Source organism: Frigoribacterium sp. PhB118 (genome assembly GCF_003751725.1).
Taxonomy (GTDB): Bacteria; Actinomycetota; Actinomycetes; order Actinomycetales; family Microbacteriaceae; genus Frigoribacterium.
Map to the genome: position 1 here is coordinate 40,342 of NZ_RKID01000006.1, position 16,441 is coordinate 56,782.

General features: G+C 71.0%; 16 protein-coding genes and 1 tRNA gene. 8 read left to right on the plus strand and 9 right to left on the minus strand.

Translation table 11 applies throughout. The features are described from left to right. Positions 1-130: 130 nt before the first annotated feature. Genes EDF21_RS15140 through EDF21_RS15150 form a run of 3 tightly spaced genes read left to right on the plus strand, consistent with a single transcriptional unit; the run spans position 131 to position 1,703 of the window. Entirely contained in the window at positions 131-766 is a 636-nt protein-coding gene (locus EDF21_RS15140) for an RNA polymerase sigma factor (RefSeq protein ID WP_123571924.1), read from the plus strand. Next, positions 763-1,371, plus strand: coding sequence for an Asp23/Gls24 family envelope stress response protein (locus EDF21_RS15145; RefSeq protein ID WP_148053719.1), 609 nt, complete (start codon positions 763-765; stop codon positions 1,369-1,371). Before EDF21_RS15140 ends, EDF21_RS15145 begins: the two co-directional genes overlap by 4 nt. Next, positions 1,368-1,703: a hypothetical protein gene (locus EDF21_RS15150; RefSeq protein WP_123571926.1), complete on the plus strand. Its 336-nt coding sequence runs from the start codon at positions 1,368-1,370 to the stop codon at positions 1,701-1,703. Before EDF21_RS15145 ends, EDF21_RS15150 begins: the two co-directional genes overlap by 4 nt. 99 nt (positions 1,704-1,802) lie before the next feature. Here EDF21_RS15150 and hxlA read toward each other — a convergent pair whose 3' ends face one another. Beyond that, positions 1,803-2,426 (minus strand): 3-hexulose-6-phosphate synthase, encoded by a 624-nt coding sequence (hxlA, locus tag EDF21_RS15155; RefSeq protein WP_043597635.1) that lies wholly within the window; start codon positions 2,424-2,426, stop codon positions 1,803-1,805. Between the two features lie 176 nt (positions 2,427-2,602). Here hxlA and EDF21_RS15160 point away from each other — a divergent pair, with 176 nt between their 5' ends. Continuing rightward, positions 2,603-3,454 carry a LuxR C-terminal-related transcriptional regulator gene (locus EDF21_RS15160; RefSeq protein WP_233568536.1) on the plus strand — a complete coding sequence of 284 codons (852 nt, stop codon included), beginning with the start codon at positions 2,603-2,605 and terminating at the stop codon, positions 3,452-3,454. Between the two features lie 227 nt (positions 3,455-3,681). On the opposite strand, the gene EDF21_RS15165 is transcribed toward EDF21_RS15160, so the two are convergent. The 6 genes from EDF21_RS15165 to EDF21_RS15190 form a co-directional block, all read right to left on the minus strand. Then, positions 3,682-4,743 (minus strand): ABC transporter permease, encoded by a 1,062-nt coding sequence (locus tag EDF21_RS15165; protein WP_158612938.1) that lies wholly within the window; start codon positions 4,741-4,743, stop codon positions 3,682-3,684. Next, complete coding sequence (locus tag EDF21_RS15170) at positions 4,740-5,831, minus strand: ABC transporter permease (protein ID WP_123571927.1); 1,092 nt, start codon at positions 5,829-5,831, stop codon at positions 4,740-4,742. The genes EDF21_RS15165 and EDF21_RS15170 overlap by 4 nt, the downstream gene beginning before the upstream one ends. Then, the gene (locus EDF21_RS15175; RefSeq protein ID WP_123571928.1) at positions 5,828-7,402 is read right to left on the minus strand and encodes a sugar ABC transporter ATP-binding protein; all 1,575 of its coding nucleotides are present in this window, start codon (positions 7,400-7,402) and stop codon (positions 5,828-5,830) included. Before EDF21_RS15175 ends, EDF21_RS15170 begins: the two co-directional genes overlap by 4 nt. Positions 7,403-7,519: 117 nt before the next feature. Then, positions 7,520-8,503: an ABC transporter substrate-binding protein gene (locus EDF21_RS15180; RefSeq protein ID WP_123571929.1), complete on the minus strand. Its 984-nt coding sequence runs from the start codon at positions 8,501-8,503 to the stop codon at positions 7,520-7,522. A 171-nt stretch (positions 8,504-8,674) separates the two neighbouring features. Further along, positions 8,675-10,249 carry a sugar ABC transporter ATP-binding protein gene (locus EDF21_RS15185; RefSeq protein WP_233568537.1) on the minus strand — a complete coding sequence of 525 codons (1,575 nt, stop codon included), beginning with the start codon at positions 10,247-10,249 and terminating at the stop codon, positions 8,675-8,677. A gap of 220 nt (positions 10,250-10,469) precedes the next feature. After that, the gene (locus EDF21_RS15190) at positions 10,470-11,525 is read right to left on the minus strand and encodes a LacI family DNA-binding transcriptional regulator (protein ID WP_307785022.1); all 1,056 of its coding nucleotides are present in this window, start codon (positions 11,523-11,525) and stop codon (positions 10,470-10,472) included. 199 nt (positions 11,526-11,724) lie between these two features. On the opposite strand from EDF21_RS15190, the gene EDF21_RS15195 reads away from it, so the two are divergent. Both EDF21_RS15195 and EDF21_RS15200 read left to right on the plus strand, forming a co-directional pair. Further along, positions 11,725-12,351, plus strand: coding sequence for an AmiS/UreI family transporter (locus EDF21_RS15195; protein WP_123571930.1), 627 nt, complete (start codon positions 11,725-11,727; stop codon positions 12,349-12,351). Between the two features lie 24 nt (positions 12,352-12,375). Beyond that, on the plus strand, positions 12,376-13,614 hold the full coding sequence (locus tag EDF21_RS15200; protein ID WP_123571931.1) for an acyl-CoA dehydrogenase family protein: 1,239 nt from the start codon (positions 12,376-12,378) through the stop codon (positions 13,612-13,614). 154 nt (positions 13,615-13,768) lie between these two features. On the opposite strand, the gene EDF21_RS15205 is transcribed toward EDF21_RS15200, so the two are convergent. Further along, positions 13,769-13,841, minus strand: a tRNA-Arg gene (locus EDF21_RS15205). Positions 13,842-13,928: 87 nt separating this feature from the next. Next, positions 13,929-14,219 (minus strand): hypothetical protein, encoded by a 291-nt coding sequence (locus tag EDF21_RS15210; protein ID WP_123571932.1) that lies wholly within the window; start codon positions 14,217-14,219, stop codon positions 13,929-13,931. A 181-nt stretch (positions 14,220-14,400) separates the two neighbouring features. On the opposite strand from EDF21_RS15210, the gene EDF21_RS15215 reads away from it, so the two are divergent. Both EDF21_RS15215 and EDF21_RS15220 read left to right on the plus strand, forming a co-directional pair. Further along, entirely contained in the window at positions 14,401-14,988 is a 588-nt protein-coding gene (locus EDF21_RS15215) for a helix-turn-helix domain-containing protein (RefSeq protein WP_158612939.1), read from the plus strand. 8 nt (positions 14,989-14,996) lie between these two features. After that, complete coding sequence (locus EDF21_RS15220) at positions 14,997-16,412, plus strand: MFS transporter (protein ID WP_123571934.1); 1,416 nt, start codon at positions 14,997-14,999, stop codon at positions 16,410-16,412. Positions 16,413-16,441 lie beyond the last annotated feature (29 nt).

Sequence of the window (16,441 nt, forward strand, 5' to 3'; positions counted from 1 at the left end):
ACATCATTCAGACGCATGGGGCACGGCAGGTGTCATGGTGGGTCAGCCAGCTTTCAGGGAACGATCCACCATCACTCACATTTCGGCCATCACGTCCCCCGATCCGGGCACGGGGTGGTAGTCAAGAGGCATGGCGCGGGCCGTCCGGTCCTCGTCGCCGGGGTCCCGCCGCGTACCGTCCCGTCCCGTCCGATCGCAGGAGGTCGTCATCACCACCGACGACCCCCTCCTCGACGCCGCGGACGCGACGCTGGCCGTCCGGGCCCGCGACGGCGACGTCCACGCCTACGAGGTCATCGCGCGCCGACACGGACCGCTGATGCGCGTGTACGCCGCGCGCCTCCTGGGCTCCGACCTCGAGTCGGACGACGTCGTGCAGGACGCCTTCATGACGGCCTGGCGACGCCTGGCCGACCTCGACGACCCGTCGCGGGTGCGCAACTGGCTGATGCGCATCGTCAGCAACAAGGCGGTCGACCGTCTGCGCGTGCGACGCGACCACGACGACGTCGACCGGCTCGAGGTGTCGGCCCCGCGCCACGAGACGCCCGAACGCGTGGTCGAGGCCCGGTTGCAGCTCGACGCCATGTGGTCGGCCCTCGACAAGCTCCCCCTCGACCAGCGACGGTGTTGGCTGTTGCGTGAGACCGCCGACTACTCGTACGCGGACATCGCCGAGGCCCTCGACCTGCCCGTCTCGACGGTCCGGGGCAAGATCGCGCGGGCCCGGGTGTTCCTCATGACCGAGATGGAGGCGTGGCGATGACGACCGACGACCACTCCCCCCTCGACGTGCCCGAGGACGACGACACGGTGGACGGCATCCCCGCCGACCGCCTCGCGGACTACCTCGACGCCGGACGCACGCCCCGCGACCCGGCCATCGAGGGCTCGGCGGCCTGCCGCCTGTACCTGCAGTCGCTGGCCCGGGTGCACGACCTGTCCCGCGCCTCCCTCGAGCACGAGGCCCGCCGCGAACCCGACCGGGACGGCGCCTGGATCGACGGCCTCCTCGACTCGATCCGTCGGGAGGTCGTCGGCGGCCGGGTGATCCCGATCGGCCACCCCGACCCCGCGGTCCGGTTGAGCGTCACCGAGGCCGCGGCGCGCGGGCTCGTGCGACGGGCGGGCGACGAGCAGTCCGGCGTCGTGCTCGGGTCGACGACCTTCGACGGCGACCTGACGACGGCGGGGGCCGACGTGGTCGTGCGGGTGACCGCCGCGGCCCGGTACGGACTCGACCTCGGCGCCGTCGCGGACGAGCTGCGCACCCGCATCACCGAGACGCTGACGCGGCACACCGGGCTGACCGTCGTCCGGGTCGACGTGCTCGTCGACGACGTCTTCGTGGCGAGAGAGGACGACCGATGAGCGACGACCTGCTCTCCCGTGACCTGACCGAGGTGCTGCGCGGCGTCGAGGGTGTGGTCGACGTGTTCGACGCGCACCCCGTCGTCGAGGGGGCGGTGCGGGCCGTCGCGGCCGGCCTCGACCTCGCGGGCTCGACCGGCCTCGTCGAGATCTCGCGGGCGGCCGGTTCGGTGTCCGTCACCGCCCACGTGGCGACCGGACTCGACGTCCCGACGCCCGAGACGCTGGCCCGGGCGGCCGACGCGCTGCGGGGACGCCTGGCCGCCTCCGGCGTGACGGGCGACGACGTCGTGGTGTCGGTCTCGGCCCGTCTGGTCGACGCATCCCGCTGACCGCGGGACGACGAGGAGGCGCGGTGCCGGTCCGACCGACACCGCGCCTCCTGCGCGTCAGCGCTCTCTCGCGAGCCGCTGCGGGTGGTGCTGGTGCTGCTACTTGATGGCGGCGCGGATCTCGGCGGCGGCACCGGCGACGTCGTCGGCCGAGTAGATCGCGGCACCGGCGACGGCGACGTCGGCTCCGGCGTCCTGGACCGAGCCGACCGTGGCGGCCTTGACGCCACCGGCGACCGAGAACGGCACGCCCGAGGCCTTGCCGGCCTCGAGCAGCTTCTCGAACGTGAAGCCTTCTTCGGCCTGCTCGTCGAGCCCGGCGTGCATCTCGACGAACTCGGCGCCGAGTGCGACGACCTCCTTGGCACGGGCGGCCTTGTCGCCGACGCCGATGAGGTCGACGACGATGCCCTTGCCGTGGGCCTTGGCGGCCTTGACGGCACCGGCGATGGTGCTGTCACCGGCGACGCCGAGCACGGTCACCAGGTCGGCGCCGGCCTTGAACGCCTCGCCCGCCTCGAGCTCGCCCGCGTCCATCGTCTTGAGGTCGGCGAAGACGATCTTGTCGGGGTGCGCCTCCTTGATCGCGGTGATGGCGCGGAAGCCCTCGGCCTTGATCAGCGGAGTGCCGAGCTCGATGATGTCGACGCTCGGCGCGGCGGCGGCGGCCAGCTCGAGGGCGGCGTCGGTGGTCAGGGTGTCCATGGCGAACTGCAGCTTCATGTGGTGCTCCTCGTGGGGGCGACGGGGCCCGATCGGGCCTCTGGTACGTCGTCGATCCCGTTGCCTTCGATCCTGGTCCGACGATGCTGTGAGAGCAGCCCCTCGACGGGGGCGTCCCACCCATCCGTTCGGGTAGGGAGGGTGGCGTCGGGTAGGCGGACGCCTAGGGTGGGCGCATGAGCCACACCGTGCACGACGTCCCCGGTCGGGCCGGTTCCGACACCCTGGCCCGCACCCTGGCGTCCGAGCACGCGCGGGCGACCGCCGACCTGGTCGACCGGCATGCGATGACGCTCGAGTCCGTGCTGGCCGCCCTGCGCTCACGACGCCTCGACGACCGGGCGGCCCGGGCCGAGGCCATCGACGTCGCGGCGGGGGCCCTGGTCGCCCTCCGGACGGGGTCCGACCGTGACCGCGGGACCACCCTCGAACCGGTCGTCGGGGCCTTCGCGCGCCTCCGGTCCGACCTGCGTCCGCTCGTGCGCTTCGGCGACCTGGACGTCCAGTTCGTCGAGCCTCCGGCGACGGGTCGGGCCCTGCCGGGCGACGTCGCGCACGTGGCCCGGGCCGTCGTCCGGAACGCCGTGCTCACCTTCGTCGACGCGGGTGACGCACGTCGGGTGCGCATCCAGTGGGACTGCGACGGCCTGAACCTGCTGATCGCGATCCGGGACGACGGCGCGGGTGAGCTGACGGCGCACGACGACGCCCTGCGGCCGATCACCGAGCAGGTCTCCGGGGTCGGGGGCGAGCTGACGGTGGCGTCGACCGTGGGGTGGGGCTCGGAGTTGACGGTGCGCCTGCCGCTCGACCCGCCGCCGTCGAACGAGCCGCGGGAGCTGGTCGCGGCCCTGAGCGAGCGGGAACGCGAGGTGCTGCACCGGGTCGCGGCCGGCGACCGGAACCGCGACATCGCGGCGGTGCTCGGCATCAGCGACAACACGGTGAAGTTCCACGTGTCGAACCTGTTGCGCAAGCTCGGGGCCCGCAGCCGCACCGAGCTCGCCGCCCTCGCCTCGTCCCCCTGACCCGGGGGGCGCACTCTGCCCTCTCGCCCCCTGCGCCGGTCGAGTGGGCAGAAAACGTCCTCCATCTCGATCAGAAGGACATCTTCTGCCCACTCGGCGCCCGGGGTGCGGAGCCGACCCCCGTGGTGCCCGTGGCGAGCGACGCGGCTGGTGGCGTCAGAGGATCACCTCTCGCCAGCGATCGTGCGGTTACTGTGGCTCTGGCCGTGGCACGCGTCACGTCGTCGCTAGGTCCGCCGCCTCGCCATCACGGCGCGCTGCAGGAGCACGAAGACCAGGAGGATGCCGCCGGTGATGATGGTGGTGGCCTCGGGCGGGATGCCTCCGTCTCGCGTGATGAGCACGTTCATGAGGCCGAGCACGAGCGCTCCCACGACGGACCCGAGCACGAAGCCGACGCCGCCGGTGAGGAGGGTGCCACCGATCACCGTGGCGGCGATCGAATCCAGCTCCCACCCGATGCCGGTGATGTTCTGGGCACTCCCGAGCCGGGCCGTGTAGATGACCGAGGCGAGCCCTGCCAGCGATCCGCTGATCACGTAGACGGCGAGCTTCGTGCGGCGAACCGGGAGGCCCATGAGGGCGGCCGACTGCTCCGACCCGCCGATCGCGTACACGGTGCGCCCCAGACGCGTGCGGTGCAGCACGAAGAACGCGACGGCGACCACCACGAGCGCCATGAGCACGCCCGGAGTCGTCACGACGTCGTTCACCTTGGGACCGTCCACGACCTTCATGTTCGTCGCGAGCGAGCGGATGGGCGACTCGTCGGCGAGTCGTTCGGGCACCGTGCTGAGGATGGAGGCGAGGCCCCGTCCGAGGAACATCATCGCGAGCGTCGCGATGAACGGCTGCACGTCGAAGAACTGGATCAGCACGCCCGAGACGACGCCGGATGCCGTGCCGATGAGGATCATCAGCACCATCACGACCCAGGGGTTCCAGCCGGCGTTCGCGAGCAGCACGCCCGCGACGCTGCTGACCGCGACGATCGCACCGACGGAGAGGTCGATGCCCCCCGTGAGGATCACGAACGTGAGCCCCACGGCCAGGACGATCACATGGGCGTTGTTGATGAGCAGGTTCGACAGGGTCGCGGCCTGCACGATGCGGCCGTAGGCGATCTCTCCGTAGGCAAGCATGGCGATCAGGATCACCAGGGCGGCGACCGTCGGCAGGGAATCGAGTCGGAGCCGCATGCGGCGACGCGGTTCGAGGGGACCGTTGCCGGGGCCCGGACCGGGGGTCGGCGTGGGGGTGAGGGGCGGGCGGATCGTCGTGGCGCTCATGCGGACACGGTCTCCTTCTCGGTCGGCACGGAGGTCGGCGCCGGGCGGCGGCGCCTCGTGAACAGGGCGCGGACGCGCCGGGACTGCAGCAGCACGATCGCCACGATCACGATCGCCTTGAAGGCGGGCGTCGCCGAGGAGGAGACGCCGAGGAACACGACGGTCTTGTCGAGCGTCGCGATGAGGAGCGCCCCGACCGCGGCTCCGAGCAGGTGGAACTTGCCGCCTGCCAGCGACGTCCCGCCGATGACGACCGCGAGGATGGCGTCGAGCTCGAGTTGGTAACCGGTGCGCGAGACGTCGACCGTCATGACGCTGGACGTGGCGAAGATCCCGGCCACGCCGGCGAGCAGGCCGCTCCCGATGTAGGCGGTGAACAGGAGGGCTCGGCGGTCCAGCCCCGCGAGGCGCGCGGCCTTCGGGTCCATTCCGATCGCTTCGATCATGAGTCCCAGGGCGCTGCGACGCACGAGGGCGGCGACGCCGAGCGTGATCAGCACGGCCAGCAGGAACACGACGGGTAGTCCGACGAGGTAGCCGTTGGCGACCCAGCGGAAGGGCTCGTTGGCCGCGGCCGTGTTCTGGCCTCCCGTGATGACCTTGGCCAGGCCACGGCCGGCGAGCATGATCACGAGCGTGCTGATGAACGGCTGCAGCCCGACGACCGAGACGAGCATGCCGTTGACCGCGCCGAGGACCCCGGCGATGAGGAGCGCCAGGCCCATCGCGGCGAGCGCGACGCCGAGGGAGTCGGAGCCGGCCGCCTTCAGGAACTCCATCGAGACGGCACCGGCGACGACCATGATCGAGCCGACGCTCAGGTCGATGCCACCGGTGGCGACCACGAGGCACATGCCCACCGCGATCATGAGCACGGGGGCAGCGGCCCGGAGGATGTCGACGAGGTTGCCCACGAGGTTGCCCGTGTCCGGGTTGACGGACAGTGCGAGGTAACCGGGGTCCTTCGCGACGTTGATCGCCAGCAGCAGCACGATCGCGACCGTGCCCCAGACCCAGGGCCGGTGCAACAGGTCACCGAGCCCGTGGGCGCCCAGGCGTCTGGTCACGGTGGTCGTCGAGTCACTCATCGGGTTGCCTCCTCGGGCGTGGTGCGGGGGATGGTCTCGAGGGGGATCTCGGAGACGCCCTCCTCGGCGATGGCGGCGACGATGGACTCGGCGGTGACGTCCGGACCCGCCGCGAGCTCGGCGATCTTGCGGTGGTCCTTCAGGACGACGATCCGATCGCTGAGCCGGACGACCTCCTCGAGCTCCGAGGAGATGAACACCACGGCGACTCCCGTGTCGGCGAGGGCGGCGACCTGTTCCTGGATCTCGGCCTTGGCACCGACGTCGATGCCGCGTGTGGGCTCGTCGAGGATCAGCAGCTCCGGCTCGGTCGCCAGCCACCGGCCGAGCAGGACCTTCTGCTGGTTGCCGCCGGAGAGGTTGCTGATGGGTCGATCGGGATCTGCGGGTCGCACGTTGAGCTCGGTGAGGTATTTCGTCACCATGCGGTCCTTCTCCTTGGCCGAGAGCGGGCGGGCCCAGCCCCGTTTCGCCTGCACGGCGAGCACGAGGTTCTCGCGCACGCTCAGGTCGCGGATGATCCCCTCGTCGCGACGGTTCTCGCTCGAGAAGGCGATGCGGTGCTTCAGGGCCTTCGCAGGGGACGAGATCGCCACGGGGACGCCGTCCATGGTCACGGATCCCGAGTCGGGGCGATCGACTCCGTAGAGGAGACGGGCGAGTTCCGTGCGGCCGGAGCCGAGGAGGCCGGCGAGGCCCACGACCTCGCCGCGACGCAGGTCGACGTCCGTCGCGTCGAGCGAGCCCTTGCGGCCGATTCCGGTGGCCCGGTAGACGGGCTCGCCCTCGGCCACCTGGCGGCTCGCCCGGTCCCGGTCGAGGGAGCGGAGGCTCTGGAGGTCCTTGCCGATCATCTCCGAGATGAGGCCGGCACGATCGATGTCTCGCGTGAGGTGCTCACCCACGAACGTGCCGTTGCGCAGCACGGTGAGTCGGTCGCTGATCGCGAAGACCTGGTCGAGGAAGTGAGACACGAAGAGGATGGCGACGCCTTCGTCACGAAGGCGTCGCATGACCCGGAAGAGGCCTTCGACCTCGTCCGCGTCGAGGCTGGAGGTCGGCTCGTCGAGGATCAGCACCTTCGCCTCGACGACCGTGGCGCGGCTGATCGCGACGAGCTGCTGGAGGGCGAGGCTGAGCGACGAGAGGGGGGTGCGCGCGTCCAGGTGGCCGAGTCCCACACGCGCCAGGACCTCGGCGGCGGCGGCGTGCGTTCCCTTCCAGTCGATGCCGAACCGGCCGCGCTTCTCGTGGCCGAGCATGACGTTCTCACCGATGGTGAGATTGCTGCACAGGTTGACCTCTTGGTAGACCGTCGAGATCCCCGCAGCCTGCGCGTCCGCGGTGCCCGAGAGGCGACGTTCGACGCCGTCGACGACGACGCGTCCGGAGTCGATGGCGTAGACGCCCGTGAGCGCCTTGATGAGCGTCGACTTACCGGCGCCGTTCTCGCCCATGAGCGTGTGGACCTCGCCGGGGTAGAGACGGAGGTCGACCCCGTCGAGGGCTTTGACCCCGGGAAAAGCGATGGTGATGGCTTGCATCTCGACGATGGGGCCGGGTGCCTGCATGCGTGTAACTCCTTGTCTGCCGATGCCCACCCGCCCGCTGCCGTGGCAGCGGGTGGGTGGCGGGGGCGGCGAGGCGGACTCGTCCGCCTCGCCGCCGGGTGTGGCCGTGCGGGCTGGTCAGAACTTCCGGTCGGGCAGTGCCGTGGCGGCTGCCTCGGGCGAGTCGAACGTGGCCGACTCGACGACGATCGACGACTCGACGGTGTCGCCGTCGAGCAGCTTCTGCACTGCCTCGAGGGCCGTGTCGCCGAACAGCGGGTTGTACTCGGCGACGAAGCTGAGCTTGGACTCGGACAACGCCTCGAGGGCGCTCTTCGTGCCGTCGATGGTGGCGATCTTCACGTCCTTGCCGGGCGTGAGGCCCGCCTCCTCGACCGCCTGCACGGCGCCGAGTCCCATCTCGTCGTTCTGGGCGAAGACCATCTGGACGTCGTTGCCGTTCGACTTCAGCACCGTCTCGAAGACGCTCTTGGCCTCTTCGGTCGACCAGTTGGCCGTCTGCGCGCCGATCTTCGTGAATGCGCTGTCTGCGCCGATCACCTCGTCCCAACCTTCGTTGCGTTCGTTCACGACCGAGACGCCCGCCGGGCCCTCGAGGGTGAAGTACTTGCCACCCTCGGGAAGCGCGCCCTTGGCCCACTCGGCGACGGACTCGCTGACGGCGATGTTGTCGGGCGCGATCCGGGTCGCGTAGAGCGAGGTGTCGTCCGGCTCGATGCCACGGTCGATGAGGACGACGGGGATCTCGGCTTCCTTCGCCCGCTCGAGCGAGTCCTCCCAGCCGGAGCCCTCGGTGGCCGAGAGCAGGATCACGTCGACACCCTCGTCCACGAACGACGTGAACGCGTCGATCTGCGACTTCTGGTCGTTGTTGGTCGCCGGGGCGTACTTGAGATCGAACCCGGCTTCCTTCGTGAAGGTGTCCTGGATGTTCGTCTCGTTGGCCTGACGCCAGGCGCCCTCGGGGCCGACCGCGACGAAGCCGACCGTTGCCAGGTCGTCACCGCCGTCCGACGAACCTGTGCCGGAACTGCAGGCCGCGAGACCGAGGGCAATGGCCCCTGCGGCGGCGATGGTGGCGATGCGCCTCTTCGTGGACATGGATCTCCTCCTTGAGATGACCGGACGTCTTCGTCCGGTCGTGGCCATGGGGCCGGTCGTGCTGCGTGGGCTCGGGTGCTTCCGCGTGCTGGGAATGTTACCGGTAACAGTTTCGCGAGTGCAAGAGTGATCGAGAACATCCGCCCGTCGGGAAGGGATCGACTGCGAGCCTCAGCGGCGTGACGGCGCTGCAGGCGGCAGGAGGGGCCCGCCCTGCCACACCGGCGGGAAGTCGTCGCCCTCGTCGCTCTCGTCGTCCGGTGCGGCGATGAGCTCGACGAGGGTGTCGACCGTGACGCCCGGCCCGTTGCTGAGCTCGCCGATCTTCTCCCGGTCCTTGAGGACGACGATCCGGTCGCTCACCCGCACGAGCTCGTCGAACGCGCTCGAGATGAACACGACGGCGACACCCTCGAGCGCGAGCTGCGCGACGTGCGCCTGGATGTCGACCTTGGCGCCGATGTCGACGCCGCGCGTCGGCTCGTCGAGGATCAGCACGCGGGGCCGGATCGCCAGCCAGCGAGCGAGGAGCACCTTCTGCTGGTTGCCGCCCGAGAGCTCGCCGGCGGGTGTCGCCGGATCGACCGGCGTGATGTCGAAGTGCTCGATGTGCCGCTCGACGAGGTCCTCGCGCTCGGCCTTGGAGAGCGGGTGCGCCCACCCACGCAGAGCCTGCAACGCGAGGACGATGTTCTCCCGCACGCTGAGGTCGTTGATGAGGCCCTCCGCCCCTCGATCCTCGGCAGACAACGCCACCCGGTTCCGCAGTGCGTCCGCAGGGCGGTCGATCACGACGGTCCGACCACCGAGCGTGACCACGCCGCCGTCAGCTCGGTCGGCGCCGGCCAGCAGGCGCGCGAGCTCGGTTCGCCCGGAGCCGCGAAGCCCCGCGATGCCGACCACCTCTCCCGCGTGCAGCTCGAAGTCGACCGGCCGCAACATCCCGCGGCGTCCTACACCGGTGGCGCGGTACAGCGGCGGGCCGACCGGATCCACACGATGGGCGCGGCGCTCTGACCCGATGCGTTGCAGGTGCGCGATGTCCTTGCCGATCATCCGCGCGACCAGTTCGGCGCGGCCGATCTCGTGCGGCAGGTAGTCGCCCTTCTTCACACCGCCTCGAAGGATCGTCATCCGGTCGCTGAGTGCCAGCACCTGCTCGAGGAAGTGCGAGACGAAGAGGATGGCCACACCCTGGTCGCGGAGGCGGCGGATCACCTCGAAGAGCTGCGCGACGTCGACGGCATCGAGGCTCGACGTGGGCTCGTCCAGCACGAGCACCCGTGGTCGGTCGACCATGGCGCGGGCGATGGAGACGAGCTGGCGGCTGGCGGGAGTGAGGTCCGCCAGCAGGGCTCGCGGGTCCAGCTCGGCCAGTCCGAGCTCGGCCAGCATCGTGGCGGCGCGTTCATGCGTCGCACGCCAGGAGATGCCGACGCGACCGTGCACCTCGTGGCCCAGCATCACGTTCTCACCGACGCTCAGGTTCTCGACCAGGTGCGATTCCTGGAACGCGGCCTGGATGCCGAGGGCCCGCGCGTCAGCCGGACCGCCGAGACGGACGGGCTCGCCGTCCACGAGGACCTCCCCTGCTTCGATCGGGTACACGCCGAGCAGCGCCTTGATGAGCGTGGACTTCCCCGCTCCGTTCTCGCCGAGGAGAGCGTGCACCTCGCCCGAGTGGAGGTCGAGGTCGACCCTGTCGAGCGCGACGCCGTTCGAGAACGCGACGGTGATCCCCCGCATCTGCACCGTGGGGTGGGCAGGTCCGTCCCGCCGCTCGTCGTGACCGGACCAGGTCGGGCCAGCGGCCTGAGGGCCGATCGGGCGCATCGTCGTCGATGCCCGTACGTGACGCACGTGGTGCTCCTCGGGTCGGAGGCCTTGACGGCCTCGCGCCGGGCGGTGCCCGACGTGCACGACTGTAGCTGTCGTGATGCACGCGGGCGAACGACGACGAGCTGGATTACCTCAGATGGCCATCTCGGTCGAGAGGGCGCGCAGCCGCGCTGGAGTCACGCACCACGAGCTCGGCGGGAATCCGGCTGTTCTGCGGGATCTCGCGGCCCTCGATCGCGGCGATCAGGACGTCCACCACGAGCGACCCGAGCGCCGGGAAGTCCTGCCGCACGGTCGTGAGCGGCGGGAGGAAGTGGCGCGAGACGGGCAGGTCGTCGAAGCCGACGACGCTCAGGTCCTCCGGCACGCGGATGCCGCGGTCGTGGAGGCCGTGGATCACCCCGAGCGCCATCTCGTCATTGGCGACGAACACGGCGGTGTACTCCGGAACTCCGGTCAGTCCGCGTGCGTAGTCGTAGCCGAAGTCGCTCGACCAGTCACCGATGACGATGGGCCGCTCGTGCATGCCCCATGCCCGGGTGCGCGCATGGAAGGCACGCTCGCGAGCGCGGGCGTCGAACCAGTCGAGGGGCCCTGAGAGATGGAGGACGTCGCGGTGACCCAGCGACGCGAGGTGATCCACGGCCAGCTTCGTGCCGGCAGCCTGGTCGACGGAGACCGTGAGGAAGGCCGGGTCCTTCTCGGCCTTGACGACCAGGGTCGGCAGCCCCGTCGTGATGGTCCGGAGCACGGCCACGGACGACGAGCGCGGAGCGACCACGCAGAGTGCGTCGATGCCCTGGCCTGTGAGGTGGCGCACGGCCTCCTCGGGAGTCGCCGAGTCGTCGCGGAGCGCGAACGACGCCACGGAGTACCCGCCGTCGCGCGCCGATCGCTCGATGGCCCGCAAGATGCTCGACGGACCGAACTCGACGGCGCTCTCGATCAGCACGCCGATCCGGAGGGCCCGCTGGGTGACGAGCTCGCGCGCAGCACTGTTGGGCCGGAAGTCGAGCTCGGCGACGACCTCGAGCACGCGTTGGCGCGTGGACTCCTTGACCTGCGGGTGACCATTGAGCACGCGTGACACGGTCATGTGCGACACACCAGCACGCTCGGCAACCTCGCGAAGACCGAGACGTTCACCGCCGCCTCTGACGCTCACCCGGGCTCCATCCTGCACGCTCCGCAACGCAGCTTGGCGTCATCTGCGCCGGCGTGGACGTGGCTCCATGGCGCTGGCTCATTGTACGGGGGCCTTGCTCACGTGGCGGTCGGCTTCCGTGACGAACACGACGGGTACCGCCGTCACGGGGCGTAGCGGACGGACATGATGGGACACGAGACACCGACCGAGGGGTGAACGGTGTCAAGGTCTCCGCATGGCGCTCATCTGCTTGGTCCTCTCCGGGGCCGCCCTCCTGGTCAACGGCCTCACCCTGCTCGGGCGCGTGCCCGGCCGGGACAGCGGCGTGTTCAACGTCCTGGTCGGCGGTCTGCAGCTCGTCCTCTGCGTGGCCGTGGCCGTGTCAGCCGACGGTTCCCTGCCCATCCTCTTCGGGATCTCGGGCACCTTCTTGTTCGGCATCACGTACCTCTACGTCGGCGTGGACTCCCTCCTCGGCCTCGGCGCCGTGGGCCTGGGCTGGTTCTGCGGCCTGGTCGCCGCTCTCGCCGTCGCCTTCGCGATCGTCCACGTCGCGGACGACCCTTTCCTCGCCGTGCTCTGGACGGGATGGGCGGCGCTCTGGGCGCTGTTCTTCGTCCTGCTCGCCCTCGGCCGATCGGCCATCAGCACCTACACCGGGTGGGCCCTCGTCCTCGCGAGCCAGGTGACCACCACGGTCCCCGCGCTCCTCGGCCTCACCGGGAACTGGCCGACCGGCTCGGTCGCCACGACGGCTGCACTCCTGGCGCTCGTCGGGGTGTTCGGCGGCGCCGTCCTTCTCACCCGCCGAGCCGCCACACGTCCCCAGCCGGAACACACGCCTGCCCCTGCCGCTGCCTGACCCACCAGAACGGAACCGAGACCCATGACCACGACGACCACCACCTCCACCACGTCCGTCACCACGGCGTCACCCACCGACGACGCCCTGTTCGCGCGTTTCCGCCCGCTCTTCGACCGCATCGCCGCCGGTGCCGCGGAACGCGACCGTGAGCACCGCCTCCCCGTGGCCGAGATCCGCGAGCTCGCCGACGCGGGCTTCGGAGCCCTCCGCGTCCCCGTCGAGTTCGGGGGCTCCGGCGCCACCCTCCCGCAGCTGTTCGAGTTGCTCACCGAGCTCGCGGCGGCGGACAGCAACATCCCCCAGGCCTTGCGCGGCCACTTCGCCCTCGTCGAGGACCGCCTCGTCGCCCGGTCCGGACCGCGCGACGTCTGGCTCGAACGGTTCGGCCGCGGCGAGATCGCCGGGAACTCCTGGACCGAAGTGGGCACGGTGCAGGTCGGCGACGTCGCGACGAAGGTCAGCCCGGACCCGGACGGCGGATTCCGCATCACCGGGCAGAAGTACTACTCCACCGGCAGCATCTTCGCCGACTGGATCGACACGTACGCCGAACGCACGGACACCGGCGACCGGGTCATCGCGATCGTCGACGCCCGCCAGGAAGGCGTCACCCACACCGACGACTGGGACGGGTTCGGGCAGCGGACGACGGGGTCGGGCACGAGCACCTTCCGAGATGCTCGTGTCGGTGCCGACGACGTCGTGCTCTTCGACGAGCGATTCAAGTACCAGACGGCCTTCTACCAGGCCGTGCTGCTGAGCGTCCTCGCCGGCTCCGTCGTGGCAGCCGAGCGGGACATCGCGTTCGAGGTCAGGAACCGCACCCGGGTGTTCTCCCACGGCAACGCCGACACGTTCGCCGCCGACCCGCAGATCCTGCAGGTCGTCGGTGAGGTCTCGGCCGCCGGCTTCGCCGCACGGGCGGTCGTCGACCGCGCCGCCCAGGCCCTCCAGGGCGCCTACGAGGGTGCCTTCCTGGACGAGACCGAGGACGAACAGCGGAACGACCGCGCCGAACTCGCCACCGCGCAGGCCCAGGTCGCACTGACATCGCTCGCGACCCAGGCGACCTCGCACCTGTTCGACGCGCTGGCGGCATCCGGCGTGAGCACCACGAAGAACCTGGACCGGCACTGGCGAAACGCCCGGACCGCCGGCAGCCACAACCCGTGGGTGTTCAAAGCACGCATCGTCGGCGACCACGCCGTCAACGACGTCCAGCCGCCACGGGTCTGGGCCATCGGCGCGACCCGCCGCTGATCTCAGAAGACGAGCACCGAGGACGAGAAAAGCCCTGCCGCGTAGGGCAGGGCTCTTCGGGTCCGCACCGAAGGCGCACGCCGCAGGAGGCGGCCAGACAAGCACCGAAGACGAGGAAAGCCCCTGCCATGTTGGGCAGGGGCTTTCGAGTCTGTGCGCCTGGAGGGACTCGAACCCCCAACCTTCTGATCCGTAGTCAGATGCTCTATCCGTTGAGCTACAGGCGCGTTTCGCTGGCCGATTGGCCAGAGGAAACATTACACGAGGGAGGCGCGGGGCGCGAATCGAGCCGACCCGCGCCTCCTCGGGTCGTGTCAGTAGGTGTGCTTGCCTTCGCCGTCGCCCTTGTAGTCGCCGATCAACTCGTCGACCTGGCTGGCGTCGGCCTGGCCGGGCTGGCGGGTGGGGACGGCGTCGTCGGCCGGTCCGTCGTCGAGCGTGCGCGAGCCGGTGCCGCCGTCGGGGTGGTTCTCGCTGGTGATCTCGACGGGGCGGTCGTCCCGCTCGCCGACGGTGTGGTCGCCGTGACCCTCGCCGCTGCTGTTGCCGCTGCGTTCGAGGTCGGTCTCGTCGGTGCCGTGCGGGTCGTCCGGGGTCTTCGTCATCGGGTTCCTCCTGCGAGCCGGGCTGTCCGGCGGTCGTCTTCCGAGCATGCGCCGCGGGCTCGGCCTCCGCCCGAGACACCCACCACACTCACGGCTCGACCGGTCGGCCTACCGTCCACGAAGTCACCGAAGAGCACAACGCCTCTTGCGCAACATCTCTTGTGCACCTACGGTCGACTCCATGACCCCGCGCGAGACCTCCCGCAGCACCCTCACCGACGCCGCCTCGATGCGCGTGCTCGCCCACCCGACGCGGTTGCGCCTCCTCGGTCTGCTGCGCGAACGCGGCCCGCAGACGGCCGCCCAGCTCGGCGACGCCGTCGACGAGGCCCCGGGGACGATCAGCTACCACCTGTCGAAGCTCGCCTCGATCGACCTCATCGGCCCGGCCGAGCCGCAGACCACCGACCGTCGTGAACGCTGGTGGCAGGCCACCGCCCAGCTCACCAGTTGGGAGCCCGCCGAGCTGCTCGACGACCCCGACCGCCTCGTCGCCTCGTCCGCCCTGCAGAAGTCGATCGGCCAGGCCTACGCCGCGCGCTTCGGCGAGTACGTCGACGCGATGCCCACCCTGCCTCGCGAGTGGGTCGCGGCCGGGGCGAGCGGCGACCGCAGCCTGCGCCTCACCACGACCGAGCTCGCGGGACTCCGCCACGACCTCGAGGCCGTCGTCGACCGCTGGCTCGACGTCAGCGCCGCCCACGACCCGGCGGCCGACGACGGCGCCGCGCCGGTCGTGCTCGTCTACCAGGCCTACCGCCGTCCCTGAGGCCCGTCGTGAGCGAGAGCACGCCGGCCGAGGAGGCGCGGGGCACCGACAGCGCCACTCGCGACGGTCGTCCGGCCCGGCCCCGCGGCGGGCGCACGGGTCACACCGTCCGCACCGGGCGCACCGGGCGCACCGACCGGGCAGCCCTGTCGTCCCTCGTCGCGGCCCACGCGATCTCACAGACCGGCAACGTCGTCACGGCCTTCGCCGTGCCCTTCTACGTCCTGGGTCTCGGCGGGTCGGGGGCCGAGGTCGGGCTCGCGGCGGCGTTCGCTACGGCCCCGGTGATCATCGGCGGCCCGCTCGGGGGCGTCGTCGTCGACCGGGTCGGGCACCGGCGGGCCGCGATCGTCGCCGACCTCGTGAGTGGCGCCTCCGTCCTCGCGATGCCCGTGCTCGCGCTCACCGTCGGGCTGCCGTTCTGGGCCCTGCTCGCGCTCGTCTTCGTCGGCGGCCTGCTCGACAGCCCCGGACAGACGGCGCGCCGGGTGATGCTGCCCGCGCTGACCGAGCGGGCCGGAGTCCGCATCGAACGCAGCGTGGGGCTCCTCGACGGGTCCGAGCGCTTCGCCAAGCTGATCGGGGCGTCGATCGCCGGGCTCCTCGTCGCCGCCGTCGGACCGGTCGCGTCCCTGTTCGTCAACGCCGCCACCTTCGCCGTCTCGGCGGCCCTGACCGGGGCACTCGTCCCGGTGTCGGGTCCGGCACGGACCGGATCACCGAATCCGAGAGACGACCACCCGACCGACGCCACCGACGCGACCGAGCCGACCCGCGCCTCCTACCGGTCCGACCTCGTCGAGGGCGCCCGCTTCGTCGTCCGCGACCCGCTGATGCGGCTGATCGTCGCGCTCGTGCTGGTCACGAACCTGCTCGACGCCGCACGCGGGTCGACCCTGCTGCCCCTCTACGCGAACGACCGACTCGGAGGCGCGGCCGCCCTGGGACTACTCGTCGCCACCATGGGCGGGTGCGCCCTCGCCGGCAACGTCGCCTTCGGTTTCGTCGCCCACCGGGTGCCGCGCCGCCTCACCTTCGTCGCCTGCTTCACCCTCGCCGGCGGGCCGTCGAGCCTGGCGTTCGCCCTCGGCGCCCCGCTGCCGGTGCTGGTCGCCGCGACCGCGCTCTCGGGTCTCGCCGCCGGCGCCCTCAACCCGATCCTCGGCACGGTGCAGCTCGAGCGCACCCCCGAGCACCTCCGCGGGCGGGTCTTCGGACTGGTCACCGCGGGAGCCTGGGCCGGCATCCCGACCGGCGCCCTGCTCGGCGGGGTCGCGGCCGACACGATCGGGCTGACGGTCGCGTTCGGCATCGTCGCCGTGGTCTACACGACCGTCACGCTCGCCCCGCTCACCGGCGGTCACTGGCGGCTGATGGAGCGTCGGGGCCCGACCGGCGGCCGGCCACCTGCACCCTCGCTGTGAGTCGGGGCGACCCCGGCGCATCGGCAGGT

Coding starts and splice junctions, on each gene's coding strand:
- EDF21_RS15150 (WP_123571926.1), top strand. CDS start 1,368: ATGAGCGACGACCTGCTCTCCCGTGACCTGACCGAGGTGCTGCGCGGC.
- EDF21_RS15170 (WP_123571927.1), bottom strand. CDS start 5,831: ATGAGTGACTCGACGACCACCGTGACCAGACGCCTGGGCGCCCACGGG.
- EDF21_RS15195 (WP_123571930.1), top strand. CDS start 11,725: ATGGCGCTCATCTGCTTGGTCCTCTCCGGGGCCGCCCTCCTGGTCAAC.
- EDF21_RS15180 (WP_123571929.1), bottom strand. CDS start 8,503: ATGTCCACGAAGAGGCGCATCGCCACCATCGCCGCCGCAGGGGCCATT.
- EDF21_RS15200 (WP_123571931.1), top strand. CDS start 12,376: ATGACCACGACGACCACCACCTCCACCACGTCCGTCACCACGGCGTCA.
- EDF21_RS15145 (WP_148053719.1), top strand. CDS start 763: ATGACGACCGACGACCACTCCCCCCTCGACGTGCCCGAGGACGACGAC.
- hxlA (WP_043597635.1), bottom strand. CDS start 2,426: ATGAAGCTGCAGTTCGCCATGGACACCCTGACCACCGACGCCGCCCTC.
- EDF21_RS15140 (WP_123571924.1), top strand. CDS start 131: ATGGCGCGGGCCGTCCGGTCCTCGTCGCCGGGGTCCCGCCGCGTACCG.
- EDF21_RS15185 (WP_233568537.1), bottom strand. CDS start 10,249: ATGCGGGGGATCACCGTCGCGTTCTCGAACGGCGTCGCGCTCGACAGG.
- EDF21_RS15210 (WP_123571932.1), bottom strand. CDS start 14,219: ATGACGAAGACCCCGGACGACCCGCACGGCACCGACGAGACCGACCTC.
- EDF21_RS15175 (WP_123571928.1), bottom strand. CDS start 7,402: ATGCAGGCACCCGGCCCCATCGTCGAGATGCAAGCCATCACCATCGCT.
- EDF21_RS15160 (WP_233568536.1), top strand. CDS start 2,603: ATGAGCCACACCGTGCACGACGTCCCCGGTCGGGCCGGTTCCGACACC.
- EDF21_RS15165 (WP_158612938.1), bottom strand. CDS start 4,743: ATGAGCGCCACGACGATCCGCCCGCCCCTCACCCCCACGCCGACCCCC.
- EDF21_RS15215 (WP_158612939.1), top strand. CDS start 14,401: ATGACCCCGCGCGAGACCTCCCGCAGCACCCTCACCGACGCCGCCTCG.